Source organism: Burkholderia sp. b14, assembly GCF_900156195.1.
Classification (GTDB): domain Bacteria; phylum Pseudomonadota; class Gammaproteobacteria; order Burkholderiales; family Burkholderiaceae; genus Mycetohabitans.
The window spans coordinates 671,246-695,361 of the sequence record NZ_FTPJ01000003.1; the positions used below are offsets into that span (position 1 = coordinate 671,246).

Genomic DNA, 24,116 nt, shown 5'->3' on the forward strand with positions numbered 1-24,116 from the left:
TGCATGGCCCGATCAAACGATGAAGAAACTACTGGCGATCATCCTGGCCGGCGCCGCCATCGCAGCGTCGGCTGCAGCCTTTGCGGTGCCCAGCACACGCGAAGTCAACAACGCAATTGCACGAGGCAACTGGCAGCAGGCGCACAGCCAGCTCGTCGAAGTGTTGCGCGCGCATCCGAACAGCGCCCATGTACACTACCTGTACGGCCAGGTACTCGCCCAGGAAGGCCGAGTCCCGGACGCACTGGCCGAACTTCAGAAAGCGCGGGCGCTCGACCCTGAACTGCGCTTTGCCTCCAGCGCCGCGCAGTTCAACGCCATCGAGGCGCGCGTGCAGCAACAGGCCGAACATGCGGTGTCGCGCAGTAGGCCGTTGCCGTCTGCGCCCGCGATACTGCCCGGCACCGCCGGCACGGCGGTGGCGCCCATCGCGCCGCCTTTGCAGGCGTCACGCCACAGCCCGTCGATCGGCAGGTGGATCGGCTTTGTTATCGTGCTCGCGTTGGTCGTACTGCTGGTGCGACGTACCGTGTTGCGCGCACGTTCGAATGATGATAGTCGCGCGAAGGAGCAGCGTCGCGCGCAACTCAAGCATGCAACCGAACTGCTGAACGCGACGCGCTCGCTCAAGCTCGATGTGCGCCTCTCGACGGTGCCGGGACATGAAGCACTACTTGGCGAAGTCGACGCGATCGAAACCGCGTTGCGCGAGTTGACCGACAAACTTGCGAACCACGGTAGTCCGATGCCAGACTACGCACTCGAGGATCTCAAACGTCGTCTGGACAGCGCCCGGGCCCGCACTGAAGGACGAGCCGAGCCGAATGCGGCCGCGGGCAACGCCGGCACCGGTACCGGTAACTCGTCAAGCAGTGGGAACCCGTCCGTGTATGCCCAAGAAGCCGAACGGTTCGGCCATGCACAAGGCGGCGCGGCGCCGCCGACGCAACCGCAACCGCAACCGCAACCGCAGCCGACCGTGATCGTGCAGCACCCAGGCGGCGGTGGGAGTAGCATGGGCGGGCTGTTGACCGGCGTGCTGCTCGGTCAAATGCTCGGGGGCAGCCGCGAGCAGGCGACCGAGCACAATGTGATCTTCGACGACGAGCGCCGGTGCGGCCATCCAGGCACACAGCGTGACCCAGGATTCGATGTCGGCCGTGGCAACGAAGATTGGGGCGACAACGCGGGCGGTAACATCGACGTCGGCGACAACGACGACTCGGACTGGACCTAAACAGCCCACGCATTGCGCGCAGCCGATGGGACGTCTACTGCAACTGCAATCGCAACTACGACTACGACTACGACTGCAGCATAGATTTGCCGGCGGACAATCGCCCGATGAAACGCTGCGCCGCATCCAGCAACGCATCGCGGCTCGCCGGCGCATTGATATCGTCTTGCGATAATTCCTCGGTGGTCATCACGCGTAGGATCGTTCGAATGCGGCGGCCAGCCTGACGGCAACGTCGTCGGCCCGTTCCGGCAGCACGTTGGTAAAACTCATCAACAGCGCCTCACGTCGCCGCTGATGCAAATACCACGGCGACAGCGCATCGGGCGCGAGGCCGCTGCGCACCGCTGCCCGGGCCAGCAATACGTCGTTCGCCAACGAGCCGTCGCGTGGCGCGGAAGACTTACGCAGCCAGCCAATCAGATGCATGCCGCCAACGCTGGGCGAAATATCCAATACGCCGCCGACGCGACGGTGCAACGCCGCGGCAAGTGCGTCGCGCCGCGCCGCATACGCGGCACGCATCCGGCGGATATGCCGGCTGAAATGTCCGGCTTCGATAAAGGCCGCGATGCTTTCCTGCAGCGTCAGGGCCGGGGGCGGCGCTAGCAACGCGGCCACCTTGGCCAAGTGCCCGGCGAGCGCAGACGGCGCGACGATATAGCCGAGCCGCAGGCCGGGCGCGAGCGCCTTGCTGAAGGAGCCGACGTAGAGCACCCGCTCGCCGCCATCCAGGCTTGCCAGCGCGGGCAACGGCCGGCTTGAGTAGCGGAATTCCCCATCATAGTCGTCCTCGACGACCCACGCGTTGGCGCGCGCCGCCCAGTCCAGCAACGCAAGCCGCCGCGGCAATGACAGCGATACCCCCAGCGGCGCTTGGTGCGAAGGCGTGACCAGCGCCATGTAGGCCTGTGGTGCCTTCGCCACGCCTGCATCGACATCCAGTCCTTCGTCGTCCACCGGCACGCCAACCAATTGCGCGCCGGCCAGCCTCAACGCGTCGCGTGCCCGCCGGTAGCCGGGATCCTCGAACCAGATCGGGCGCGACGCCGTCGCCGGCAATAACCCCGTCATCAACAGTCCAAGCGCGCCATGGTACCCGTTCGTGATAATAATCCTGGCAGGGTCGCAGTTGATGCCGCGTGCTATCGCAAGATGGCCGGCAATCGCATAACGCAAGCGGGACTGGCCTTGCGCATCACCGTAACTGAACGCCTCCGTAGCCAACACGCGCCCTTCGTGACTAGCCACCCGAGCCCACAGCTTGCGTGGGAACAAGTCCAACGCAGGCAGTCCCATTTGCAACGGCGCTACGGCTATCGCGGCACTCACCGGTGCACTATCGGCCGACGGTGCAGGTGCAGGCTTTACCGGTCCATGCTGTGGTGGGAGTCGCGCGTTGACCCGGGTGCCAGCTGCGCCGCGCGTCTCGATGAATCCTTCCGCCGCGAGCAACTCGTAGGCGAGTTCAACCGTGCCACGGGCGATATTGAGTTGTGTAGCGAGCGAGCGCGTGGACGGCAGCCGCATGCCGGCGGGCAACCGGCCGTCCAGAATTCCCTCGCGAAGCCGGGTGACCAGTTGCCGATACATTGGCTCACCACGCCGACGATCTAGCGCTAGCGTGCAGGCCCAATCGGCCGTCGGCATCGTGCTGGGCCGGCCTTCGCGCACTACGGCCCGCTTGCCACCGCGCTCCACTGTCATCACTCTGCCCCAACTTGCATCATGGCCTAATCATTTAAACCGTTTTTGGCCTTTTACGGTAACCCATTCGCCGTTTACGATAAAGACTCATAGTCCATTGACACGAAAGGAAATTATGATGAGCCAACCCCGCCTGCCTTACCGTGAATTGTCCAAAGATGCCTATCTCGCGTTGGCGTCGGTCAATGCCGCACTGGGACGCTCCACACTCGGCCAGAAGTTGTGTGACCTTGTGTTTCTACGTGTATCTCAAATCAACGGATGCGCGTTTTGCGTCGACATGCATTCACACGACCTGGTTCAGCAAGGCGAAGACGTGCAGCGCCTGCTCAGCGTGCCGACCTGGCGCGAGACCAAGCTGTTCGATGCGCGGGAGAGCGCCGCGCTGAACTGGGCCGAGCGCCTGACCACACTACCTGGCGGTCATCCAGCCGATGCCGATTTTGAGGCACTGAAGGCTCACTTCAGCGACACGGAGATTGCCGACCTGACTTTCGCGGTCGCGGTGATCAATGCCTGGAACCGACTCGGCGTCGGCATGCAACTGCCGGTCACACGCCGTACCGCCAGCGCCGCTTGAGCCGCTTGAGCCGCTGGGCCGGAAACCCCATTCACGAGAGCGCAAAAATAGCGGCTTGCTCGCAGCATCAAGCGGTGGGCGTGGACAACGCGTCATCGCTGCCCTTGGCTATCGCGATCTGTTCGATCAGGCCTTCGAGCAGTGTGAAGTTGACTGGCTTGGTCAGGTGCGACATAAAGCCGGCCTCCAGACAGCGGCGCACGTCATCATCCGAGCCATAGCCGGTCAGCGCCACCGCCGGCACGCGTGCGCCAGTCTCCATGCCCCGCAACGCCGTGATCAGGTCCAGCCCCGTACCATCGGGCAAGCCAATATCGCTGACCACGAGATCGAAGCGCCGCTGCCGTGCAGCCTGCAGCGCCGATGCCACGGTCCCGGTCGCGATCACGTTGTGGCCAAAGCCCGCGATGAGCTGAGCCATCACGTCGGCTGTGTCCTGGTGGTCCTCGACCAGCAGGATGTCCAGCGTGGCACGCTGCGGCGCCGCCGCGATCGTGCCGCGCTCCATCACCGGCCCGGGTGCCTCGACACTAGGCAGCACGATCGTAAAGGTGGCGCCGCGCCCTAACCCCTCACTGGCAGCGTGCACCGTCCCGCCATGCACGTCGGTCAGCGCCTTGGTGATTGCCAGGCCCAGGCCCAGGCCACCGTACTGCTGGGTGGTGCGCTGGCCCCCCTGCTCGAATGCGTTGAAGAGTCGCCCCAGTTGCTCTGGCGCGATGCCGATACCGCTATCCTGCACGTCAATCCGGATCTGCGGTGCACCCGCTTCGGATGGCGCCTCGGCATCGCGCGTGCGCAGCACGATGCGGCCACGCTCGGGCGTAAACTTGGCTGCATTCTTGATCAAGTTCCACAACATCTGTTGCAACCGGGCACGGTCGCCACGCACGAAGCGATGCTGTGCAGCGCAATCCAGTTCCACACGCAATTGCTTGACCTGGATGTCGCTGCGAAAAATCTCCAGCACCGCATCGATGAGTTCATGCACGTCCACCGTCTCCAACGCCAGCAGCAGCTTACCGTTGGCCACCCGCGTCAAATCCAGTAAATCGTCGATCAGGCGGGCCTCCAACTCGATGTTGCGTCGAATGATCTTCATGGCGGAGCGCACCGGATCGGGAACGTCACGAGCGCGCTCGAGCATTCGCGCACTGGCCAACACCGGCGTAAGTGGCGTGCGCAATTCGTGCGACAACATCGCGAGAAAACGGTCCTTCGCACGATTGGCCTCTTCGGCCGCCTGCCGCGCCGCCTGCTCGGACTGGAGCAGCCGCTCGCGCTCGTCGCTCGCCTCGCGCTGATCTTGAATGTCCGTACACGTGCCGAACCACTTCACAATGCGCCCGTCTGCTTCGTGCAATGCCGTGCCTCGCACACAAAACCAGCGATACACGCCGTCATGACGCCGCAGCCTTACCTCACGGATGAAGCTGTCCGTGCCCCGCCCGATGGTCTGTCGCCATGCATCACGCAGTGCGGGAAGATCATCGACATGTACCGCGTCGAACCACCCGGCACCGAGTCCCGCGCTAGCCGGCATTCCGGTGTAATCCGACCATTGCCTGGACAGAAAATCGCATTCGCCGCTCGGCGTGCAAGTCCAGACCAGATGCGGCAGCGCTTCGGCAATGGTCCGATAGTGCCGCTCGCGATCGCGCGTGCGCTCAGACTCCGCCACAACACGCCGCATCCGCGCTTCGTTCAACGCACGTTCGACGGCCTCGGGCAGGTAATCGAGGTAATCGGCCGCTTTCGGCACCACATCGGACACACCGGCACGCAACGCCTCAATGATCCGCGACTCGTCCGAAAAGCCTGTCGCCAGGATGGCCGGCAGTTTGATCCCGCGCGCAACCAGTCCGCGGAAAAAATCCAGTCCGGTTTGTGGCGTACCGAGCCGGTAGTCGAGCACGAGTAGATCGGGCAACGGCTCGCCAATGCAATCGAGCGCCTGCTGCACCGTCGAACATGCGCTGACACGATAGCCGGCCCGCCGCAACGCACGCGCCGCAAGCAGTAGGATGCCCTCGTCATCGTCGAGCACCAGCACGTGAGCATCGCTGGACATGATCACTCCGGGACGCGGTCAGCGTGCGCTCGGCCGCACGCTGCACGGCAGCTTCACGACCTGAAGGAAGAAGCCCAACCGCCTGACCGCTTCGATGAATGCATCGTATTCGACCGGCTTGGTGATATAGACATTGCAGCCGAGTTCGTAGCACCGCTCGATTTCGCGCGGATCGTCGGTGGTCGTGAGCACGATGACCGGCAGCGACGCGGTTTGCGGCGATTCCTTCAGACGACGCAGCACCTCGACCCCGTCCACGCGCGGCATTTTCAAATCCAGCAGCACCACGCAGTTGCGCAGATCGCCGAGCGGCGCGGGCCCGAAGAAATAGTCCAGCGCCTGGTGACCGTCGGATAGCCGCTTGAAGCCATTAGTCAGGCCTGCGCGACGCAGGTTGCGCTCGACCAGCGTCGCATGGCCATCGTCGTCCTCGATTAGGATGATGCTAACCGTCTCCCCAATTGTCATGATTTTTCCCAAGAAGTATTGTATGCACCGGCATACGGGCCGGAACCGGCGTCCTCGACCCGGTGCGCGGTCAGTACATGGAGAGCGGCCATGCCCGCATCGCGCTGTGCCCAGTAAGGCAAACGTTTGCCACGCTCCTGATTTTTTACCTCCAGTGCGTGGCCGATCGCGACACCTCCCGGGTATGCTATGCCCATCGGCGCGTGCGCGGGTAACGCGACGTAAAACGTCGACCCCGCGCCTTCGGCCGACTCGACCCAGACACGTCCACGATGTCGCTCCACCATCCGCTTGACCAGCGCAAGCCCGACCCCATCGCCAGGACCCGCATCCGTATGCAGCCGCTGGAACGCACTGAATACCTTCGGCAACGACGCCGCCGGAATGCCGCGCCCGTTGTCCCTTACATAATAGATACGATGGCGCTCGCCCGTGCCGGTCAGCCGCGTCGTTGCGATGCGACCGTCCGCCCCAGGTTGGGCGACGTGTGTCGTGGGCGCGTCGGCCTGTGGCGAGTCGCCATCACTGCCCGGATTGATCCAACCCACCTCGATCACGCCGCAGCGGGACGGATCCAGGTAGGCAAATGCATTACCGACCAATTGGCCAAAAATCTGCTCGATCGCGCTAGCATCGCCCCATGCCGACGGCAACGGCTGAATCAGCAGGCGTGCGCCGTTCGCCGACGTTTGGTTCTTCAGCGCCCCGATCACCCGCTGCAATACGGCGTTCACGTCCACCAGCGCCCACTGGTACTCGATCCGGCCCGCGCGCGACAGCCGCAGCAATGCTTCAATGATGCCGCCCGCGCGCGTGACCGCGTTTTGCAGAAAACCAATCGACTCCTGGATCTCGCCGTCGACGATGCGCTGCAGCCGTTCACGCTCGGCCACGGGCAGATCCAGCTCGCCAATCGTCTCGCGCAATTCGCTGGCCGAGACCTTCAACTCGCGCGAGAACCCTTGCAGGTTCACCAACGGTGAGCGCAGATCGTGCGACACACTGTAAATAAACATCTCATTGTCCTGCGTCTGTTGACGCAATTCCTCATTGACCTGCGCAAGCTCACCGGTACGTCGTTGCAGGTCGGCCTTCAGCAGTGCATGCTCGCGTTCCGCCCGCACCAGCTTGCGGCTCGTATCATGCAGCACCTCGTCAAGCTCCGCGATTTCATCGCGGCCGCCCAATGGGGCGCCCAGAGGCTCGCCCGTGCCTAGGCGCAGCGCGTTCGTCGTCAAAACCTCGATCCGCTGGCCGATGTGTCGCGCAAACGCAAGCGCTGTGATCACCGCGATTAGCAGCGACGCACTCACCGCAAACCAGAGCATGAACTGTTGCGTCTTCAGCGAGCCTTGCAACTGTGCATTACGATCCGCCTGCAGCTTGTTCTCTGCATCGACGAAGTCGCTCAACTCGCTGCGAAATTCATTGATCTCGCGCGGCATTTCCTCACCGCGGTATGTCTCGATGACGCGCTGGCGCTCACCCTCGCGTAATTGCTCGGCCACGCGCTGCGTTAGCATGCGATACCGGTCGATCGTCTCGCGCATACGCGCAGTGCGACCCGTTTGCTCGGGATTGTCGGCTACTGTCGCTTCAAGTGCATTAAGCCGGTCGGCCAGCTCGATCCATGTCGCGCGCTTGTCCGCGAACGACGGGTCACCGACGATAATTCCCGCCCGCAATTGCGACGCCTGGCGCAGCAACGGACCAAGCAGCGCCTCGGCCTGATTGATCACCTTTTTAGATTGCAACGCCCATCGTTCGGCGTCGGCCACTTGCCGTTCCACGCCGAACAACGCGACCAACAGCGCCAGCTCGCACACTATCGGCACCGCGACGAGCAATAGTCCCTTGGTAAAGAGCCTCATGTGCCAACCGGCATCCGCTCGAACGTCAATGCATGTCCCCTTATCGAACGCCGGCGTCACGTTACGGGTCCAGTGCCGGCCAGCAAACGATTATCGGCCTTGCACGCCGATATTTCAATCGCGAAGCAGGCTCGCGGCGACGTGATCCAGATTCATTTTTTCGAATCGGCCAATATGCTATAAAGATCGGAACGCCTGCACGACGACGGCTGCTGCGTTTGCCGAGGCCGCCGTCTTTTCATTCCATCCGAGCCGTTTCGAGGCGAATACCATGTCCACTTCAAAAAAGCACAGACGCGCCTGCAGCGACGAGTCCTTTTTGGCCCAACTCGCTGGCTGCGAGCCGTTCGCGCAGCTCGACACCAAGATCGCGCGCGCCCGCGCCCAGGACGAACCCGTACTGTATGCGCATGCGCTGCCGGGCTTGGACGTGCTGATCTGCACGGTGCGCGGCGCGCAGCCGCCCTACCCGCGTGCGGCTGAGCTGCGCCGGCGCTGCATCGAATCGGTGGCCCATGCGTTGGAGCAGCCGCTGGACGGGCTCGAGTGCGGCGGCTATTGGTATGAGGCCAACGGCGTCGGCTTCCTGGTGTTCGCCAGCCGGGCGCGCACCGCGATCCTGCCTCAATTCTGCTCGATCGCAAACCGGCGCTCATATGGCGCCGAACGTGACACGCGACGCCCGCTGCGCACACGGCAAACATAATCCACAGCGTGCCGCCGGGCAGCCGCATGTCGTTCATCGGTGCGTTCGCGCCGTCAGGCGGCTTCGCGCAACTGGCCGGACACCTCGGCCTCAGTCAAGTGGGGCGCGAACATCTCGATCAACCGGTATGCATAGGCGCGTAAGAACGCGCCCTTGCGCAGTCCGACGCGGGTCGTGCTCGGCTCGAACAAGTGCTGTGTATCCAGTGCCACCAACTCACTGTCTCGCTTCGGATCGTACGCCATCGCAGCGACAATGCCTACGCCCAGTCCCAATTCGACATACGTCTTAATCACGTCCGCGTCGATCGCCGTCAGCACCACGTCCGGTGCAACACCGGCCCGCACGAACGCCTGATCCACGTGCGAGCGTCCCGTGAAATCCTGGTCGTACGTGATGATCGGGTAGTCGGCAATATCCTCCAGCGTCACTGCGGGCCGGGTCGCGAGCGGATGCTCGCTTCGCACCACGACGGTGTGGTGCCATGAGTAGCCTGGGAACGTCACGATCTCGCCGTAGCGGTCCAGGCCCTCGGTCGCGATGCCGATATCCGCGTCGCCGTTGATCACCATCTGCGCGATCTGGTGCGGGCTACCCTGGCGCAGCGCGAGATGGACCTTCGGATACATCGCCTTAAAACGATGCACAACCTTGGGCAGTGAGTAGCGCGCTTGCGTGTGCGTGGTGGCGACCACCAGATGGCCGGTGTCCTGATCGGCATACTGCCGCGCGACGCGGCGCAGGTTTTCCGCATCGAGCAACATGCGCTCAATCAGCGTGTGCACGGCCTTGCCGGGCTCCGTCAAGCCAGTGAGCCGCTTGCCCCGGCGGATGAAGATATCGACACCAAGCTCGTCCTCGAGATCCTTGATTTGCTTGGATACCCCCGATTGCGACGTGTACAGCACATTCGCCACTTCGGTCAGATTCATGTTTTGGCGCACGGCCTCGCGCACGAAGCGCAGTTGTTGGAAGTTCATTTTGTTTTCTCAATTTCTCATCGTTGCGCGGGGAACACCCGCACGGCGCGTGGCACCGCGGTCACGCCGTCGCCGACGTCCAGCCCCAGCGCGCGCCATGCGTCACGATCGAGTTCCGCTTCCAGCGTCTGGCCAGCCTGAGCCTGAAGCTCGACGCGCACCGAGCCGCCCAGCGGCACGATCCGCCGCACGTCCACGCGGATACCGTCCTGCGCGGTGCCCGCCTGCGGCAACAGTCGTAGATCGTGCGGCCGCACGAAGGCGAGCGCTGGTCCGCTGAAGTCACCCCGCGCGGCGATCCGTACGCCTTCGCCGTGCGTCACGAAGCCCTGTTCGCTCAGCGTGCCGGACAGCCGATTCGCCGCGCCGAGAAATTCATAGACGAACGCACTGCCCGGATGATCATAGACGTCCTGCGGGCTACCGATCTGCTCGACACGGCCGTGATTGAGCACCACGATCCGGTCTGCCACCTCCAGTGCCTCCTCTTGGTCGTGCGTGACAAAGATGGTCGAGATATGCAAGTCGTCATGCAGACGCCGCAACCAACTGCGTAGCTCCTTACGCACCTTGGCATCGAGCGCGCCGAACGGCTCGTCGAGCAACAATACCTTGGGCTCGACCGCAAGCGCACGCGCCAGCGCAATGCGTTGGCGCTGTCCGCCCGACAGCTCAGATGGATAGCGTTGCGCAAGCCAATCCAGTTGTACAAGCTTGAGCAGCTCGCAGACCTTTTCCCGGATTTGCGCCTCTGAGGGTCGTTCGCGACGCGGCTTCACACGCAGCCCGAACGCGACGTTCTCGAACACCGTCATATGACGGAACAGCGCATAGTGCTGGAACACGAAACCGACCTGACGCTCGCGCGCGCCGACGTCGTTCACGTCCTGCCCGTACAGCACGACCTGACCCGCGTCCGCATACTCCAAACCTGCAATCACGCGCAGCAGCGTGGTCTTGCCGCAGCCGGACGGCCCGAGTAGCGCGACCAGTTCGCCGGACGGGAATTCCAGCGACACGTTGTCGAGCGCGGCGAAATCGCCAAAGTGCTTTTGCAAGTTGCGAACGATAATGCCCATATCAATTTCTGCCTAGATGACTAGCTGGCTGCCGGCTCGCTCGACGTCTGGGTGAGCCGTCGTTGCGCGATCAACTTCAGCGCGAGCGTCACCAGCGCAAGCAACGCCAGTAGCGACGCGACCGCGAACGCGGCGACGAAGTTGTATTCGTTGTAGAGAATTTCCACATGCAGGGGCATCGTGTTGGTCTGCCCGCGAATGTGGCCAGAAACCACCGAGACGGCACCAAACTCACCCATGGCGCGGGCGTTGCACAAGATCACACCATACAATAGGCCCCACTTGACGTTGGGCAACGTCACGCGCCGAAAGATCTGCCAGCCGGAGGCCCCCAGCACGCGGGCCGCTTCCTCCTCGTCGGCGCCCTGCGCCTGCATCAGCGGGATCAACTCGCGCGCAACAAACGGAAACGTGACGAACACCGTCGCCAGCACGATGCCCGGCACCGCGAAGATGATCTGCACGTTGCGATCCTGTAGCCACGGGCCGAACCAACCTTGCGCGCCGAACATCAACACGTAGATTAGCCCGGAGATCACCGGCGATACCGAAAATGGCAAGTCGATCAGCGTGGTCAGCAGACTCTTGCCGCGGAACTCGAACTTTGCAATTGCCCATGACGCGCACAAGCCGAATACGACGTTCAGCGGCACGGCAATTACCGCCGTGATCAATGTTAGCTTGATTGCCGACAGCGCATCCGGGTCGGTCAGGGCGCTCAGATAGGCCCCCACGCCCTTGGCTAGCGCCTGATAGAACACCGCGACCAGCGGCAGCACTAGGAACAGGCCGAGAAAAAGCAGCGCGATCGCAGTCAGCGCCCAACGTACCGCACGTAGCTCGGTCGTCGCGCCCACGCGCGGTGCCCGCCTCGACTGCACGCTAGTGCCGATCGCGACCGCCGATTGAGTGGCTTGCTGGCTCATTGCGCCCCTCCAGCCACGACCACGGACGGTGCAACGCCAGACGGCATCGCGCGGCGCGTACTGGATGTGCGCCGCTGCAGCACCCATTGCAGCGTGTTGATCGCCAATAGCAGCAGGAACGATACGAGCAACATCACGACTGCCAGTGCCGTCGCACCCGCATAGTCGTACTGTTCCAGCTTCGTGATGATCAACAATGATGTGATTTCAGACTTCATTGGCACATTGCCCGCAATGAAAATCACCGAGCCATATTCGCCAAGTGCGCGCGCAAACGCGAGCGCAAAACCCGTCAGCAACGCGGGCAGCAACGAAGGCAGGACCACACGGCGAAAGGCCAGCCAGCGCGTCGCACCGAGGCAGGCAGCGGCCTCCTCCTGCTCTCGCTCGAAGTCCTCCAGCACCGGCTGCACGGTGCGTACCACGAACGGCATGCCAATGAAAGTCAGCGCGACCAGCATCCCGAGCGGCGTGAACGCCACCTTGATGTCGAGCGGGGCGAGCAGCGAGCCCACCCAGCCGTTACCCGAATAGACGGCGGCCAGCGCAATGCCAGCGACCGCAGTGGGCAAAGCGAACGGCAAATCGACCACCGCATCGACGAGCCGCTTGAACGGAAACTCGTACCGCACCAGCACCCATGCTACGAGAAGGCCGAACACTGCATTGAGCAGCGCGGCGCCCAGCGACGCGCAGAACGTAAGCCGGTACGAGGCCAGCACGCGCGGCGATGCGACGGCACGTGCAAACTCGGGCCACGTCAATATCGCCGTCTTCAAGAAGGTCGCGGCGAGCGGAATCAGCACCACTAGGCCCAAATACGCCACCGTGATACCGAGCGTGACACCGAACCCGGGCAACGCACTGGGCTTGCGAAAAGAAAAACGACTCATGCCTGCTACTCGCCTCTAAGCACCACTCGTGCCGGGCCCAGAGGAACCGGGCTCAGCGCACGCTGGCAGCCATCTCAGGCCGCGGGCCGCCGCCTGGCGGCCGTCGTCGGTTTACTGTGGCTGATAAATCGAATCGAATACTCCACCGTCAGCAAAATGCACTTTTTGAGCATTCGCCCATCCGCCGAATGTATCGTCGACCGTATACAGCTTGAGCTTTGGGAACGGCCGGGTCAGCGCCTCGGGCACCTTACTCGAGCGCGGCCGATAGAAGTGCTTCGCCGCGATCTGCTGGCCCTGCTCGGTGTACAGGAAGTTCAGGTAAGCTTGCGCGAGCTTGCGCGTGCCGTGTCGGTCCACCACCTTATCGACCAACGCGACCGGCGGTTCAGCCAGGATGCTGACCGATGGCACCACGATCTCAAATGTATCGGGCCCGAATTCCTTGAGCGATAGAAATGCCTCGTTTTCCCAGGCGAGCAGCACGTCGCCGATGCCGCGCTGCACGAAGCTGGTGGTCGCTCCCCGCGCGCCGGAATCGAGCACTCCGACATTCTTGTACAGCTTTGCGACAAACTCGCGCGCCTTTTGCTCATTACCGCCCGGCTGGTGCAACGCGTACGCCCATGCAGCCAAGTAGTTCCAACGTGCGCCACCGGAGGTCTTCGGGTTCGGTGTAATAATGGACACGCCCGGCTTGACCAGATCGTCCCAGTCCTTAATACGTTTCGGATTGCCTTTGCGCACGACGAACACGATCGTCGACGTGTACGGCGACGCATTGTCCGGCAAGCGTTTTTGCCAATCCGCATCCATCAGTCCCTTCTTGGCGATCGCGTCGATATCGTAGGCCAGCGCCAACGTGACGACGTCCGCCTGCAAGCCATCGATGACCGAGCGCGCCTGCGCGCCTGAGCCGCCGTGCGACTGCTTGAACAAAACGCTCTCACCGGTCTTGGCCTTCCATTCCTTTGCGAACGCCTGATTCACATCCTGGTACAGCTCCCGCGTCGGGTCGTACGATACATTGAGTAGTGTGCTGCCCGCGACGGACGTGCCGCTGACCACGACGCCGCCCGTCAGCACCCATGCCGCGGCCAGGCGCCGCCACGCCGATGCGCTGTCGCACTGCCGCGCCCGCCCCGTTACCTGTTCACTCATTTGTATGCCCGTGGATGTCGTGAGGGACCGGCCAAGTCTAACGAACGCATTTCATTATCAAAAATAATCGTTCCTTATGCTTTTATATTCAAAAGTCGTAAGACACGGAGCGACACGCCCTTCTATTCCTGAGCGGGGAACGGCGACTTCAAATAGCACTTGAAATACCGTTGATACTGTATAAAAATACAGGTGTCTGTTCATCCATACAGTAACCATGACTAAACTCACCGTCCGTCAGCAGCAGGTCTACGACTTGATCCGCCGCGCGATCGAGCGCACCGGCTTTCCGCCGACGCGCGCCGAGATTGCTGCAGAACTCGGCTTCAGCTCGGCCAATTCGGCCGAAGAGCACTTACGCGCGCTGGCGCGCAAAGGGGTGATCGAACTGGCGGCGGGTGCGTCACGCGGGATCCGGTTGCTGTCGACGGACGACGGACCGCGCCACTACACGCTACCGCATCCGGCGCTCATGCAGTTGTCGCTGCCGCTAGTCGGTCGCGTCGCGGCCGGCAGTCCGATCCTGGCTCAGGAGCATATCGCGCAGCGTTACGCGTGCGACCCAGCGTTGTTTGCGAGCCGGCCCGACTATCTTCTGAAAGTGCGCGGGATGTCGATGCGCGATGCGGGAATCTTCGACGGAGACCTGCTGGCCGTACAGAAACAGCACGACGTGAAAGAAGGCCAGATCGTGGTGGCGCGGCTGGGCGACGATGTAACGGTCAAGCGCTTCCATCGACTGGCGAATGGTATCGAACTGATCGCGGAAAATCCGGATTACGAGAACATCGTCGTAAGCCCAGGACAGGAAGATTTCGAACTGGAAGGCGTTGCGGTCGGCTTGATCCGTCCCAACGCATTCTAAATACCGACACAGAGAAACCGATGAAACGACTTGCCCACCTGTTTCCATTACGCGCGTTCGGGCGCCTGCGTTATCTGCGAGGCCTCGTGCCATGTGGTGCATCGTCGCGCCCCGCCACTTTGTTCGGTCCGGTGATGGGCGACGCGACGCCGGCACAGCACCCGACCGCACTGGTGGACAACGACGTGGCACACGTCATGCAGACACACATAATATTGCCATCCGGGTTGCCAGCTTTCGCGCGCTCGCCGCTGCGCCACGGCGTGCCTCAGGCCGAACCGACCCGTCGTCGCCCATTGCGGAAGGACGATCCGGTGCGCGTCTACCGCAGTGCGTCACGTGTGGTGCTCGTGGGCCATATCGATGCGGTTTGCAGTATGATCGACCAGTATATCGCGGCAGAAGAGACTGGGGTTGCCCCCAGCTTGCTGGATTAATTTGCTCCCGCTACAACTGCGCATATGACATCGGCCTCATTCAAGCGTCTTTTCGCCGCAGGGGTGGCACTAGCTAGCGTGCTGGCAGGCGTGCTCAGTTACGCGTCGCCTTATATCGTCCTGAGCCGCCTGGAGCATGCAGCCGATGCACGCGACGCCGAGGCGGTCAATCGATACGTCGACTACCCTGCATTGCGTACCAGTCTGAAACAGGAACTCAATGCACAAATCGCGCGCGCGGTCGGCACGCATGCGGATGATTCGCCACTGGCGCAGGCAGTCGCGAGTGTCGGCACGATGGTCGGCTCCGCATTGATCGCACCTATTGTCGAGATTTATGCGACGCCAGACGGCGTAGCTGCGTTGCTAGCCGGCATGCCCCCGCACGATGTGGCGAGCGACACGGCACCACCGGGCCCGGTGCGGGCTCCGCAAGCCGATGCGACACGCGGCGCAGCCGTTTCGGGCGCCTCGGCTTCAACCGGTTCCAGTACGCCAGGCGGCCGGCAGCCCGTGGCCGGCACGTCCAGAAGTGGCGGCGCTCAAGTGAGCGCCGGCTATCGCGGCATCAACGAGTTCGTGGTCCGATATCGCGCTGAGCCGAAGGAGCCGCCATATACAACGATTTTTCATCGCACCGGCGTCTTCAGTTGGCAACTTGTCGGCGTCAAACTCAACGGTTCATGATGCGGGCCGTTGCGACACGCGGCACACTCATGCAAGCCCGCACCACAGTGCGCCGATCAAGCCCTTTCGGCGGCTGCGGTGGTGGATAACGGCGCCCAAAAAGCCTATGCAAATAAGACGGCCGTCGACGCCCTGTCATTTACCGCCAAACAGGCGGTGCTACGGGTTACTGGATCTAAACGGCGCCGGCAAGACGACCACGCTACGTATGGTGTTGGCGAGGATTGACATCCGTAGCACTTTTTGGCTTTTTTGAGTTAATCGTAGTTGTTTGACGAGTTTTGCGTGCCCTTCACCAAGCGAAGGCCGCACTCGTGCGTGCGCGACCCGTGCGTGCTTGTCGACTTATGAAAATTGCTTGCGAAAGTAATATACCTAGGCTACAGTAAGTTCCGAAGCAAGTCGCAACCTTACTATAATATTTAGCGAAGTGATTCTATGGAGTTGCTTCGGTGCGTAGCCGTCTAGAAGAAAAACGGGTTACTGGCTGAAAAATCGCAAAGCGCCATGAGACTGGTAGCGAGCGCGAAAAAGTGGGCTACACAGAGAAGCGCGACTGGAACAGCGTATCGAGTAGCCTGTATCACTCAGCGTGTTTAATTCAGCTTGCGTGGATCCGTGGGCAAACGGGCAAGAAGTAGATCGGCGTATCCAGTAGGTATGTCGGTTGGCTGTTGCAATGGTGTTAGGCATCGTAGTGATCGGCCTAACTATTTGGGAGCGGGTGCGGTACAAGCTAAATTTTTATCTCAAGGAGAAAGCGATGAAAAAGATGAGAAAAAATTTGGGGCGTTCTAGCCTGGGCTGGCGTGCGACTTGGCTATGGTTAGCGGGGATAGTAGGCATAAGCGGCGTGGTGCAGGAAGTGAGCGCGCATGGCGCAGTAGGCTTTCCGATCGCCCGACAGTATCAATGCAATTTGGACGGAGGCTATTGGGGGTCACCCAACGGCTCCGATATTCCGAACGCTGATTGCCGGGCCGCCTATCGCGCAGGCGACAACAGTCCTTACCCGTTTGTGCAGTGGAATGAGGTTTCTGCCAATCCAAGGGATCCCGAGGATTTTAGCGAAATCATAAAGGCCGTGCCCGACGGGCTACTGTGCGCGGGAGGTGACCCGCGTAAGCAGGGACTGGACCGTACACCCACGACCCTTTGGCGTAAAACCAAAATTACCCCCAAAAATGGTGCTATAGAGCTGGTCTGGGAAAACACGACGGCACATAATCCTTCACGCATGCGTGTGTTTATCTCCAAGCCCTCATACGATCCGACTCGACCACTAACCTGGTCTGATCTTGACCTAATTTACGATGCACCCGCTCCGGCCCCGGTGCCCGCTAATGGCGAAGGCCATTTGCCGAATGTACGGTCATTTTATAAACTCAACGTTTCTATTCCGGAAGATCGTAAAGGCGATGCGGTTCTTTATAGCTACTGGCAACGTATAGATGCAGGCAACGAGGGGTTTTTTAATTGCAGTGATGTAACGATCGTGCGTGAGTGAGCAAGCACGCACACCCGTGTTGAAATAGGTTGAGCTGGCGCTCTCCGAGCGTCCAGCTCCGCGCTTAAGGCCGGTAAGCAGGCACACCTTCGTATGATGGGCGAAAGCCCTTCAACTCGTCCCCCCTCACGCTTAGAGTCGCTAACGCAACCTGGACGTCAGGCCGTAAGGCGCGTATTCTAAGGTCATGGCAAGACGCAAAATCAGCAATGAATTGTGGGCGGTGCTGGAGCCGTTGATTCCAGCATTCACGCCCTCACCGAAAGGCGGGCGTCGGCGCACTGTTGACGACCGGGCGGCATTGAACGGTATTCTGTATGTCCTGCATACAGGCGTTCCATGGGAAGACTTGCCGCAGGAGCTCGGCTTTGGCAGCGGCATGACATGCTGGCGCCGATTGCGCGACTGGCAGGCCGCAGGCGTGTGGAGCAGGCTGCATCTGGCGATGCTTTGCCGGTTGCGTGAACATGACCAGATTGATTGGGAGCGAGCGAGCCTGGATGCGGCCAGCGTTGCCAGCCCCCGGGGGGCCAGGAAACCGGCCCCAACCCGACGAACCGGGGCAAACTCGGGAGCAAAAGGCATCTGGTCGTAGATGCCCGGGGCGTTCCCTTGGCGATCACAGTCACGGGTGCCAACCGACATGATTCGATGGCGTTCGAGCGCACCCTCGATACCCTCCCAGCCGTGCCGGGCTTGAGCGGTTCGCCGCGCAAACGTCCGAGCAAACTGCATGCGGACAAGGGCTACGACTTTGCCCGCTGCCGACGCTATCTGAAGCAACGCGCAATCACTGCACGCATCGCCCGTCGAGGCGTAGAAAAGCGCGAGCGGCTCGGACGGCATCGCTGGGTAGTTGAGCGCACGCACGCCTGGTTTGCCGGTTTGGGTAAGCTGCGCATCCGCTTTGAGCGGCGTCTGGACATTCATATCGCCTTGCTCCGCTTGGCCGCTGCCGTTATCTGTTCACGTTTCGTGGACGACTTGTGTTAGCGACTCTTAGTTGGGCTTCTCATACTAGCCATCTGGAAAAACGCATGTTACGCTTGGTGAGCGTGAGGATAAGTAACGGCTTGCTAGTGACGCACTCACACATGAGAAATTTTTATTGCGCCATCTGACAAGCTTGTTATAAGTGCATTTACGTCCGCATTGTGTCACGTCTCTTAATTTATTCATCAAAGGAGAGGCAGAATGAATAATAAATTTTTTATCTCTTTAATTTGCATGGCATTCTTCACAACAAAAAATGCATTTGCAATGGATGGTGGGTTTTGTTTTCCCGCAAAACAAGCGGAAAGAGGGAAAACCATTATAGCCAGCACAGAAATTGGAATTAATATGAAATGGATATGCGATGACGAAATTATGGAAAGGTTTTTTTATAGACCAGCAGCAACCACATCACAACTTTATAGCATGGGTTTCCGTATTATTGGAGTTTACACAATAGGCCCCTCTATGAGCAAACATTTACAAGAAGGCACCCCCTATATTCTTATCGAAAGGTACCGCTAAAACATGCAAAAATCAACAACAAACAAATAGCCGCTAATAAAGCTTAGTCAAAATTTTTCCTCTTATATGACAACCACCACAAATAAAAACCATAAATCTTATCGTCTTATTGCGCCTGTGCTTCGGGCGCCCGCCTTACCGGAAAAACTTTTATTAAGCTGCAAGGTGGGCAAAACAATGATGTAGAAAAATTTTTCTCTTCCTAACCTTTAATTTCTCTGACTTTTAACTAGTTTCTTGTCGCAGTACGTTCAGGTCAGTGCGTCCCCATGCTGTACATAGATGCAGTGCATCGTTGCCGGTAATGACAAAAGCTTGACGCAATGCCGAAATTGCCGTGGACACTTGCCGGCTTGTCCTGGACTGCAATTTGACGGTCTAAATGGCCGATGAGTCGGTCAACGCAAAAAACCCGCTGGCTTTCGTTTAGCAGGCTTGGACGTACATTTGACATGTATCAAATATCGCAGATTATTGTGCATGGTTTGCGCTATGTCAAACCGACGTTGCAAGTTGCCGGATCGCAGCGATTTTCTCGGCACCGATCCGCTCCTTCGTCATTTCCGTATCGTAGTGCGTCTGGAGGCTCATCCAGCTTTGCGGATCAACACCAAAGAAAGCGCCCAACCGCACAGCTGTATCAGCCGTGATGGCACGACCGTGTTTAATGATCTCGTTGATACGACGCGGTGGCACCTCGATCGCTTTCGCCAGAGCATATTGCGAAATGCCCATTGGCTCAAGCCATTCGCGTGCCAGAATTTCACCAGGCGTCGCCAGCGGAACTTCCCGTGCCATAAGTTCATCTCCCGATAATAGTTTAATGGTAGTTGACAATTTCCACATCCGTCGCATTGCCATTTGCGAACTTGAAACATACGTGCCATTGGTTATTAACGCGGATGCTTTACTGGCTGATTCGATCTCGCTTCACGGCCTCCAGCTGATTTCCCGGCGGAATCTTCAAAAAATCCAGAGCAACGGCAGCGTGCAGTTGCTGCAATTTCCGTATGGCGACCGCCTCGATAGTGGCGAAGCGGGCAACGCGCTTGTTGTTAAAAAGCGTTTCCGTGCCCTGTTGTGAAGTGCGGCGCAACGAGGAGCATCCGCGCACCGAGGCAGCGGAACTGGAAGGCTTCCTGGCGTTCACGTCTTAGATCGCATCGCTCGGCGGCCAAAGGACCATCGTCGGAATGGCCGCGGCATACGCCACGTTGGCGGGCAATCGGAGGCTCAAACTTCTCGACTTGCCGCGGCTGCAGATAGGCTATCGAGATCACGCTGGCCATTTCAAAGTTGCTGTCTACGATCGCACAAAGATCGTGAAGCGGCGAGGTATGTAATGCCCAAATTGGGAATGGCAAAGCAAAAACGGCACTGGGTAACACCTCAGCGCCGTTTTCTAAATGCTTGATTCTTATAAATTCTTTGGGGTGGCCGATGGGACTCGAACCCACGACAACAGGAATCACAATCCTGGACTCTACCAACTGAGCTACGGCCACCACTGCAGGAACCGATATATCGAGGAACGCTGCACGCCGGTAAGAACGATCACCAGCGAAGACCGAAATTATACGCAGGGATTTCCCATTTTGCTAGCGGTAGAACGCAAAAAATTCTGACCCAGATACTGGCTTCACTCGGCATGCGCTTTCGCCATGCGATCGTACCCGAGCGGGCGGGCGTTGAGCATGGCGCGCGCCTCGTCGAATATGCGCGGATCGCCAGTGGCCAGCTTTCGATGATCCGACAACACGCGACGCCACCCTCTCGCGCCAGGCTGGTCGCGATAAAGCCCGAGCATATGCCGCGTGACGGCGCCGATGTAGGTGCCCCGAGCTTGTTCGGCCCGAAGGTACTCGATCATCGCCTGCTCGATCTCGCCGCGCGTGCGCACCAGCGCCGACGGCTCGTAGAAGCGCCTATCGACGTCTGCCAGCAGAAAGGGGTTGTGATAGGCTTCGCGCCCGATCATCACGCCGTCGACGTGATGCAGGTGTTCATGCGCCTCATCGAGCGTCTTGATGCCGCCATTGATGACGATCTCGAACTCAGGGAAGTCGTGCTTGAGTCGGTACGCGTAGTCATACTTCAACGGTGGAATCTCGCGGTTCTCTTTCGGCGACAGGCCCTTCAGTATCGCGTTGCGCGCGTGGACGATAAATACGCGACATCCACCTTGCGCCACCGTGCCCACGAAGTCGCGCACGAACTCATAGTCGTCGATCGCGTCTACGCCGATCCGATGCTTGACCGTCACGGGCATTGCGACCGCATCGCACATTGCCTTCACACAATCGGCGACCAACGTTGCCTCCTTCATGAGGCACGCACCGAACGCGCCGCGCTGCACCCGCTCGGACGGACAGCCGCAATTCAGGTTGACTTCATCGTAGCCCCACCGCTCTGCCAGTTTCGCGCAGCGGGCGAGCTCGTCCGGCTCGCTGCCGCCGAGCTGTAATGCAATCGGGGCCTCCTGTGGCATGAACGACAGGTGTCGTGCGACGTCGCCAAACAACAGCGCGCCAGTCGTCACCATTTCCGTGTATAGGTAGACGTGGCGGGATAACTGCCGGTGGAAATAGCGGCAATGGCGGTCGGTCCAATCCATCATCGGCGCGACGCAGATGCGTCGGGCGCGATGGGCGTCGAAATGGGTCATTGGAGCAGCAGTCGCAGAATGCGCAGTATGAAGGATAAGATAATATTTTATCGTCTCTGCGGCAGCTTCGCGCCCGCGCGTGTGTTTGCGCAAAAAACCCAGCCTGCGACGGCTGAAGAAATTGCTAATTCAAAAATACATTCCCTCAAAACTTGAACTCATCGCAGCAGCCCGGAGCCGTTAAGCGTTATCGCTCGCTGCAGACCGTCTCGCTATGTTCGACGGCGCCAAGCGCGAGCCATACGCCGACGCCATCGGCCGGATGGTATGCGTCGTCCTCAATTATTTCGACCATGCTGCCGAAACGAACATGCCGGTGCCACCCAAACCGGAAGAAATCCCACAGGCGCCGGGCATGTGACTCGAAGTGAGCAACAAGCGCTATTAGCAGCACAGCAGCAGGCAAACCACGATCTTCGCTGTGACGACGCTCGTGTCATATATCAGCCCGTTCATCAATCTTCAGCTTTGGGTTGCCACTTCAACAGATACACCGCCGGGTGTCGACACGGGCTCTCAAAACAGCGCCGTGTGCTCTACACGTCCAGAGGATACGGCTTCGCCTCCTGCTCCATCGCCCACCAGGCGCCATGCTCGAGCCTCCCTCATTCATTTTGGCGGATCAGTGCGCGCCCAGGCGAACAGAGGGGGCCGGGTATGCCCTTTACGATCATCGCTGGACCACACTCGGTCCATTGGAAAGTCTTCAGCCGCAGCACGCGCTGCGGCTTTTTTTCTACTTCGCCTTCTCCGCGAAGTTAGTTACCGCCCCGCCGCCCGTGGAGATACCTTGCCCTGCGCCAGACACCGTGTTGCATCCGGCCAGCATGAGTATTGTAGCGATCATACGCGTCATTAACTCATCATTGCGCGGCGCCGGCCTTCCGTGCGTTCGAGCACCGATTCATCGGGCAATATGTCGTGCTGGCCGGCAATGCCCGCCGGCGCCACGGTGCGGTCCCGGCCAGCATAATCCCGCCGGCATGGCCAGCGCCTGCAACAGCGCACAGTACCCCGCAGTGCGATTTATGCTTCAATGAAAGATAGAATCGAGTTCGCGCAGGCGCCGGCCGCTGTGGCGTGACAAAAGGAGAAAGCGATGAGGCAAATGACATGGCTAACGAAGTACAGCGTCGTAGTGGTGGCCACCTCCGCAGTCGCTGCGCCCTACGCCAGCCGCGCGGCAAGCCAGCTCGCGCCGTGCTCCGGTTGGACGATTCCGGCAGGCACGGCGGCGTCGCCCACTGTAGCAAGCGCCTCTGGCGCGAGATCTGCCGCTGTGGGCGCTGGGTCGTCCGCGCCAGTCCCAGGCAGCGGCGCAGGTGGTATGTCGAAACGTCCTGAAGACGCTGGCAAGGCCAATAACCCGGACAACATGCCGATCAAGCGCCCGGATTCGAAGACCAATGACCGCATCCTGCGAGATCACCTACCAAGCGATGCGATCGCCCGGTAGCACGGCGCGACATGTAGCAACTGAACGGCGGCGAGGATCGCGCTACAGACGCGCGATCGACACTTCTGTGGATTTAGCCAGCACCACCACTTCAGCACCAACCTTTAAGTTTAGTCCGCCGATCAAGCGCGTCGTGATGGCCAACGTCAAGATGCCAACACGATGTCAAATGGTGTTTCTACATCGACAGGGCCAGGCGCACCCTGAACTGCGAGCCTAATGACCTAGTTGCACCAACCAAGCAACTTTTTTCAGCTTGAGTTGTGCCGATTCGTAATATGCGCGAATCCTCACCTGAGGTCACTATAATGAATATCCTAAGCGTGCAAACACGCGCCTGCCGTCTGTCAATCCCATCATGCAAAGTGTCATTTTGCCGTTCATTGCCGGCTTTCTCGCCGTGCTGTTTTTTCACGAGGCGGCGATCGCGTTGCTGCACGCGGCCGCATTGACCGACCAACTGCCGTTCTCGATCAAGCCGTTCGCCCCCCTCGGCGTCCCCGAGTTCCTGCTCACCGCACTGCTCGGCGCGCTATGGGGCATCGTGCTGGCGTGGCTGCTGCGCGTCGATCCACAACGGCCTGCGCCATGGCTCGGCTCATTCGTGTTTGGCGGCGTCGTGCTGACCGCAACAACGGTGTTCGTGCTTGACCCGATCCGCGGTATCTGGCCTAGCGGCAACATGCTGCCGCGCCTCGCGTTCGGTTTCGTCGTCAATGCGATGTGGGGATTCGGCGCGCTGGTGTTCATGCGCGCGTTCATGAAGGACAGTGACGAGCCGTCATGAACCGCCTGCGGCGCGCAAGCCAGGCCGAAACGCCGTCGCGCCCGCGCAGCACAACGATGCGACGGGCCGCGACAGCGACGCGGCGGATCATCCGGAGCCGGCAGGGCCACCGTGCGGTCCCACGGCCCGGCGGTTCGCGCCGGTCACTCCCGTAACGCGTCGCCAGGAGGGAAATGACCGCTCTTGAGCAGCACCGGGTGTCCGTCGCAGCGCTTCAGATGCTCGCGCGCTGTTTCGAGGATGCGCGCGCGGCCCCGGTCGAACGCGCGGATCCAGCCGTCGCGGTCGTTCGATACAACACCGAAATGATCCTCCAGGGCTTCAACGGAGATGGCGCAACGTACCCGCTCGCCATTGACAATGGCATCGAACTCCACGGTCAGGTTGCTATCGCGGTACGCTCCGGCTTCAGCGGGAAAATCAATCTGCATGCCAGCCTCAGGAATCGGACGTGGATTCCCATTCTAGCGAGCCGCAACATGGCCCGCCAAGTCGGTCGATCGCTAGACGCCGAT

General features: G+C 60.5%; 27 protein-coding genes, 1 tRNA gene and 2 pseudogenes. 13 read left to right on the plus strand and 17 right to left on the minus strand.

Annotated elements, in window-relative coordinates:
* Nucleotides 1-19 precede the first annotated feature (19 nt).
* Nucleotides 20-1,237: a tetratricopeptide repeat protein gene (locus B0B13_RS07445; protein WP_076795425.1), complete on the plus strand. Its 1,218-nt coding sequence runs from the start codon at nt 20-22 to the stop codon at nt 1,235-1,237.
* Nucleotides 1,238-1,304: 67 nt separating this feature from the next.
* On the opposite strand, the gene B0B13_RS19220 is transcribed toward B0B13_RS07445, so the two are convergent.
* Both B0B13_RS19220 and pdxR read right to left on the minus strand, forming a co-directional pair.
* Nucleotides 1,305-1,430, minus strand: a complete 126-nt coding sequence (locus B0B13_RS19220; protein ID WP_255710744.1) for a hypothetical protein — start codon at nt 1,428-1,430, stop codon at nt 1,305-1,307.
* Nucleotides 1,427-2,944 carry a MocR-like pyridoxine biosynthesis transcription factor PdxR gene (gene pdxR, locus B0B13_RS07450; RefSeq protein ID WP_237573893.1) on the minus strand — a complete coding sequence of 506 codons (1,518 nt, stop codon included), beginning with the start codon at nt 2,942-2,944 and terminating at the stop codon, nt 1,427-1,429. Before pdxR ends, B0B13_RS19220 begins: the two co-directional genes overlap by 4 nt.
* A 115-nt stretch (nt 2,945-3,059) precedes the next feature.
* Here pdxR and B0B13_RS07455 point away from each other — a divergent pair, with 115 nt between their 5' ends.
* The gene (locus B0B13_RS07455) at nt 3,060-3,524 is read left to right on the plus strand and encodes a carboxymuconolactone decarboxylase family protein (protein WP_370643211.1); all 465 of its coding nucleotides are present in this window, start codon (nt 3,060-3,062) and stop codon (nt 3,522-3,524) included.
* Nucleotides 3,525-3,591: 67 nt separating this feature from the next.
* Here B0B13_RS07455 and B0B13_RS07460 read toward each other — a convergent pair whose 3' ends face one another.
* The 3 genes from B0B13_RS07460 to B0B13_RS07470 are packed head-to-tail and all read right to left on the minus strand — an operon-like array spanning nt 3,592 to nt 7,934.
* Nucleotides 3,592-5,595, minus strand: a complete 2,004-nt coding sequence (locus B0B13_RS07460) for a response regulator (RefSeq protein ID WP_076795428.1) — start codon at nt 5,593-5,595, stop codon at nt 3,592-3,594.
* 18 nt (nt 5,596-5,613) lie between these two features.
* Nucleotides 5,614-6,063, minus strand: a complete 450-nt coding sequence (locus tag B0B13_RS07465; protein WP_076786930.1) for a response regulator — start codon at nt 6,061-6,063, stop codon at nt 5,614-5,616.
* Nucleotides 6,060-7,934, minus strand: a complete 1,875-nt coding sequence (locus B0B13_RS07470) for a sensor histidine kinase (RefSeq protein WP_237573895.1) — start codon at nt 7,932-7,934, stop codon at nt 6,060-6,062. Before B0B13_RS07470 ends, B0B13_RS07465 begins: the two co-directional genes overlap by 4 nt.
* A 271-nt stretch (nt 7,935-8,205) precedes the next feature.
* On the opposite strand from B0B13_RS07470, the gene B0B13_RS07475 reads away from it, so the two are divergent.
* Nucleotides 8,206-8,640: a hypothetical protein gene (locus B0B13_RS07475; RefSeq protein WP_076795433.1), complete on the plus strand. Its 435-nt coding sequence runs from the start codon at nt 8,206-8,208 to the stop codon at nt 8,638-8,640.
* A 53-nt stretch (nt 8,641-8,693) separates the two neighbouring features.
* Here B0B13_RS07475 and B0B13_RS07480 read toward each other — a convergent pair whose 3' ends face one another.
* The 5 genes from B0B13_RS07480 to B0B13_RS07500 form a co-directional block, all read right to left on the minus strand.
* The gene (locus B0B13_RS07480) at nt 8,694-9,620 is read right to left on the minus strand and encodes a CysB family HTH-type transcriptional regulator (protein WP_076786923.1); all 927 of its coding nucleotides are present in this window, start codon (nt 9,618-9,620) and stop codon (nt 8,694-8,696) included.
* Between the two features lie 17 nt (nt 9,621-9,637).
* On the minus strand, nt 9,638-10,699 hold the full coding sequence (locus B0B13_RS07485; RefSeq protein WP_076795436.1) for a sulfate/molybdate ABC transporter ATP-binding protein: 1,062 nt from the start codon (nt 10,697-10,699) through the stop codon (nt 9,638-9,640).
* Between the two features lie 20 nt (nt 10,700-10,719).
* Nucleotides 10,720-11,625 carry a sulfate ABC transporter permease subunit CysW gene (gene cysW / locus B0B13_RS07490; RefSeq protein ID WP_076786918.1) on the minus strand — a complete coding sequence of 302 codons (906 nt, stop codon included), beginning with the start codon at nt 11,623-11,625 and terminating at the stop codon, nt 10,720-10,722.
* Entirely contained in the window at nt 11,622-12,518 is an 897-nt protein-coding gene (gene cysT, locus B0B13_RS07495) for a sulfate ABC transporter permease subunit CysT (RefSeq protein WP_076795439.1), read from the minus strand. The genes cysW and cysT overlap by 4 nt, the downstream gene beginning before the upstream one ends.
* A gap of 111 nt (nt 12,519-12,629) precedes the next feature.
* A complete protein-coding gene (locus B0B13_RS07500; RefSeq protein WP_076786913.1) occupies nt 12,630-13,679 on the minus strand; it encodes a sulfate ABC transporter substrate-binding protein in 1,050 nt (349 codons plus the stop codon).
* 217 nt (nt 13,680-13,896) lie between these two features.
* Between B0B13_RS07500 and lexA the strand changes: the two genes are divergently transcribed.
* The 6 genes and pseudogenes from lexA (at nt 13,897) to B0B13_RS17855 (ending at nt 18,693) form a co-directional block, all read left to right on the plus strand.
* The gene (gene lexA, locus B0B13_RS07505; protein ID WP_076795441.1) at nt 13,897-14,544 is read left to right on the plus strand and encodes a transcriptional repressor LexA; all 648 of its coding nucleotides are present in this window, start codon (nt 13,897-13,899) and stop codon (nt 14,542-14,544) included.
* 20 nt (nt 14,545-14,564) lie between these two features.
* The gene (locus tag B0B13_RS07510) at nt 14,565-14,981 is read left to right on the plus strand and encodes a hypothetical protein (protein WP_076786909.1); all 417 of its coding nucleotides are present in this window, start codon (nt 14,565-14,567) and stop codon (nt 14,979-14,981) included.
* A 24-nt stretch (nt 14,982-15,005) separates the two neighbouring features.
* Nucleotides 15,006-15,668, plus strand: coding sequence for a DUF2939 domain-containing protein (locus B0B13_RS07515; protein WP_076786907.1), 663 nt, complete (start codon nt 15,006-15,008; stop codon nt 15,666-15,668).
* 763 nt (nt 15,669-16,431) lie between these two features.
* A pseudogene (locus B0B13_RS07520) lies at nt 16,432-17,172 on the plus strand (lytic polysaccharide monooxygenase); the annotation flags it as partial.
* Nucleotides 17,173-17,362: 190 nt separating this feature from the next.
* A protein-coding gene (locus B0B13_RS07530; protein ID WP_139337362.1) for an IS5 family transposase occupies nt 17,363-18,168 on the plus strand; the annotation gives its coding sequence in 2 pieces (ribosomal slippage) (nt 17,363-17,693 and nt 17,693-18,168; 807 coding nt in all).
* 201 nt (nt 18,169-18,369) lie between these two features.
* Nucleotides 18,370-18,693, plus strand: a complete 324-nt coding sequence (locus tag B0B13_RS17855; protein WP_139337107.1) for a hypothetical protein — start codon at nt 18,370-18,372, stop codon at nt 18,691-18,693.
* A 495-nt stretch (nt 18,694-19,188) separates the two neighbouring features.
* On the opposite strand, the gene B0B13_RS07535 is transcribed toward B0B13_RS17855, so the two are convergent.
* Nucleotides 19,189-19,491, minus strand: coding sequence for a HigA family addiction module antitoxin (locus B0B13_RS07535; RefSeq protein ID WP_076786903.1), 303 nt, complete (start codon nt 19,489-19,491; stop codon nt 19,189-19,191).
* A gap of 25 nt (nt 19,492-19,516) precedes the next feature.
* Between B0B13_RS07535 and B0B13_RS20000 the strand changes: the two genes are divergently transcribed.
* The gene (locus tag B0B13_RS20000; RefSeq protein ID WP_170872408.1) at nt 19,517-19,777 is read left to right on the plus strand and encodes a hypothetical protein; all 261 of its coding nucleotides are present in this window, start codon (nt 19,517-19,519) and stop codon (nt 19,775-19,777) included.
* Here the strand turns inward: B0B13_RS20000 and B0B13_RS18715 are convergent.
* From B0B13_RS18715 to dusA, 3 genes are all read right to left on the minus strand, one after another.
* Nucleotides 19,749-20,150, minus strand: coding sequence for a hypothetical protein (locus tag B0B13_RS18715; protein WP_212667357.1), 402 nt, complete (start codon nt 20,148-20,150; stop codon nt 19,749-19,751). The two genes, B0B13_RS20000 and B0B13_RS18715, sit on opposite strands and share 29 nt — an antisense overlap.
* Nucleotides 20,123-20,198, minus strand: a tRNA-His gene (locus B0B13_RS07545). Before B0B13_RS07545 ends, B0B13_RS18715 begins: the two co-directional genes overlap by 28 nt.
* Nucleotides 20,199-20,332: 134 nt before the next feature.
* A complete protein-coding gene (gene dusA / locus B0B13_RS07550; RefSeq protein WP_076786899.1) occupies nt 20,333-21,358 on the minus strand; it encodes a tRNA dihydrouridine(20/20a) synthase DusA in 1,026 nt (341 codons plus the stop codon).
* A 214-nt stretch (nt 21,359-21,572) separates the two neighbouring features.
* On the opposite strand from dusA, the gene B0B13_RS18380 reads away from it, so the two are divergent.
* Nucleotides 21,573-21,719, plus strand: coding sequence for a hypothetical protein (locus tag B0B13_RS18380; RefSeq protein ID WP_170872409.1), 147 nt, complete (start codon nt 21,573-21,575; stop codon nt 21,717-21,719).
* A 375-nt stretch (nt 21,720-22,094) separates the two neighbouring features.
* On the opposite strand, the gene B0B13_RS19230 is transcribed toward B0B13_RS18380, so the two are convergent.
* Nucleotides 22,095-22,214, minus strand: coding sequence for an entericidin (locus B0B13_RS19230; RefSeq protein ID WP_076786897.1), 120 nt, complete (start codon nt 22,212-22,214; stop codon nt 22,095-22,097).
* A gap of 471 nt (nt 22,215-22,685) precedes the next feature.
* On the opposite strand from B0B13_RS19230, the gene B0B13_RS19235 reads away from it, so the two are divergent.
* Nucleotides 22,686-22,814 carry a hypothetical protein gene (locus B0B13_RS19235; RefSeq protein WP_255710750.1) on the plus strand — a complete coding sequence of 43 codons (129 nt, stop codon included), beginning with the start codon at nt 22,686-22,688 and terminating at the stop codon, nt 22,812-22,814.
* 42 nt (nt 22,815-22,856) lie between these two features.
* On the opposite strand, the pseudogene B0B13_RS20005 reads toward B0B13_RS19235, so the two are convergent.
* Nucleotides 22,857-22,970, minus strand: a pseudogene (locus B0B13_RS20005) (TOBE domain-containing protein); the annotation flags it as partial.
* Between the two features lie 202 nt (nt 22,971-23,172).
* Between B0B13_RS20005 and B0B13_RS07565 the strand changes: the two are divergent.
* Nucleotides 23,173-23,601 carry a hypothetical protein gene (locus B0B13_RS07565; protein ID WP_076795444.1) on the plus strand — a complete coding sequence of 143 codons (429 nt, stop codon included), beginning with the start codon at nt 23,173-23,175 and terminating at the stop codon, nt 23,599-23,601.
* A gap of 143 nt (nt 23,602-23,744) precedes the next feature.
* Here the strand turns inward: B0B13_RS07565 and B0B13_RS07570 are convergent, their stop codons facing one another.
* A complete protein-coding gene (locus B0B13_RS07570; protein ID WP_076786893.1) occupies nt 23,745-24,032 on the minus strand; it encodes a DUF1488 family protein in 288 nt (95 codons plus the stop codon).
* Nucleotides 24,033-24,116 lie beyond the last annotated feature (84 nt).

Excerpts from the sequence above, each read along its gene's own strand:
- B0B13_RS07475 (WP_076795433.1), top strand. The coding sequence starts at position 8,206 with ATGTCCACTTCAAAAAAGCACAGACGCGCCTGCAGCGACGAGTCCTTT.
- B0B13_RS17855 (WP_139337107.1), top strand. The coding sequence starts at position 18,370 with ATGAATAATAAATTTTTTATCTCTTTAATTTGCATGGCATTCTTCACA.
- B0B13_RS07460 (WP_076795428.1), bottom strand. The coding sequence starts at position 5,595 with ATGTCCAGCGATGCTCACGTGCTGGTGCTCGACGATGACGAGGGCATC.
- pdxR (WP_237573893.1), bottom strand. The coding sequence starts at position 2,944 with ATGACAGTGGAGCGCGGTGGCAAGCGGGCCGTAGTGCGCGAAGGCCGG.
- B0B13_RS07535 (WP_076786903.1), bottom strand. The coding sequence starts at position 19,491 with ATGGCACGGGAAGTTCCGCTGGCGACGCCTGGTGAAATTCTGGCACGC.
- B0B13_RS20000 (WP_170872408.1), top strand. The coding sequence starts at position 19,517 with ATGGTAGTTGACAATTTCCACATCCGTCGCATTGCCATTTGCGAACTT.
- B0B13_RS07480 (WP_076786923.1), bottom strand. The coding sequence starts at position 9,620 with ATGAACTTCCAACAACTGCGCTTCGTGCGCGAGGCCGTGCGCCAAAAC.
- B0B13_RS07515 (WP_076786907.1), top strand. The coding sequence starts at position 15,006 with ATGACATCGGCCTCATTCAAGCGTCTTTTCGCCGCAGGGGTGGCACTA.
- lexA (WP_076795441.1), top strand. The coding sequence starts at position 13,897 with ATGACTAAACTCACCGTCCGTCAGCAGCAGGTCTACGACTTGATCCGC.
- B0B13_RS07565 (WP_076795444.1), top strand. The coding sequence starts at position 23,173 with ATGCAAAGTGTCATTTTGCCGTTCATTGCCGGCTTTCTCGCCGTGCTG.
- B0B13_RS07445 (WP_076795425.1), top strand. The coding sequence starts at position 20 with ATGAAGAAACTACTGGCGATCATCCTGGCCGGCGCCGCCATCGCAGCG.
- cysT (WP_076795439.1), bottom strand. The coding sequence starts at position 12,518 with ATGAGTCGTTTTTCTTTTCGCAAGCCCAGTGCGTTGCCCGGGTTCGGT.
- B0B13_RS07500 (WP_076786913.1), bottom strand. The coding sequence starts at position 13,679 with ATGAGTGAACAGGTAACGGGGCGGGCGCGGCAGTGCGACAGCGCATCG.
- B0B13_RS07510 (WP_076786909.1), top strand. The coding sequence starts at position 14,565 with ATGAAACGACTTGCCCACCTGTTTCCATTACGCGCGTTCGGGCGCCTG.
- B0B13_RS18380 (WP_170872409.1), top strand. The coding sequence starts at position 21,573 with ATGTTCGACGGCGCCAAGCGCGAGCCATACGCCGACGCCATCGGCCGG.
- B0B13_RS19230 (WP_076786897.1), bottom strand. The coding sequence starts at position 22,214 with ATGACGCGTATGATCGCTACAATACTCATGCTGGCCGGATGCAACACG.
- B0B13_RS07465 (WP_076786930.1), bottom strand. The coding sequence starts at position 6,063 with ATGACAATTGGGGAGACGGTTAGCATCATCCTAATCGAGGACGACGAT.
- dusA (WP_076786899.1), bottom strand. The coding sequence starts at position 21,358 with ATGACCCATTTCGACGCCCATCGCGCCCGACGCATCTGCGTCGCGCCG.
- cysW (WP_076786918.1), bottom strand. The coding sequence starts at position 11,625 with ATGAGCCAGCAAGCCACTCAATCGGCGGTCGCGATCGGCACTAGCGTG.
- B0B13_RS07470 (WP_237573895.1), bottom strand. The coding sequence starts at position 7,934 with ATGAGGCTCTTTACCAAGGGACTATTGCTCGTCGCGGTGCCGATAGTG.
- B0B13_RS07455 (WP_370643211.1), top strand. The coding sequence starts at position 3,060 with ATGATGAGCCAACCCCGCCTGCCTTACCGTGAATTGTCCAAAGATGCC.
- B0B13_RS07570 (WP_076786893.1), bottom strand. The coding sequence starts at position 24,032 with ATGCAGATTGATTTTCCCGCTGAAGCCGGAGCGTACCGCGATAGCAAC.
- B0B13_RS07485 (WP_076795436.1), bottom strand. The coding sequence starts at position 10,699 with ATGGGCATTATCGTTCGCAACTTGCAAAAGCACTTTGGCGATTTCGCC.
- B0B13_RS19235 (WP_255710750.1), top strand. The coding sequence starts at position 22,686 with ATGTCGAAACGTCCTGAAGACGCTGGCAAGGCCAATAACCCGGACAAC.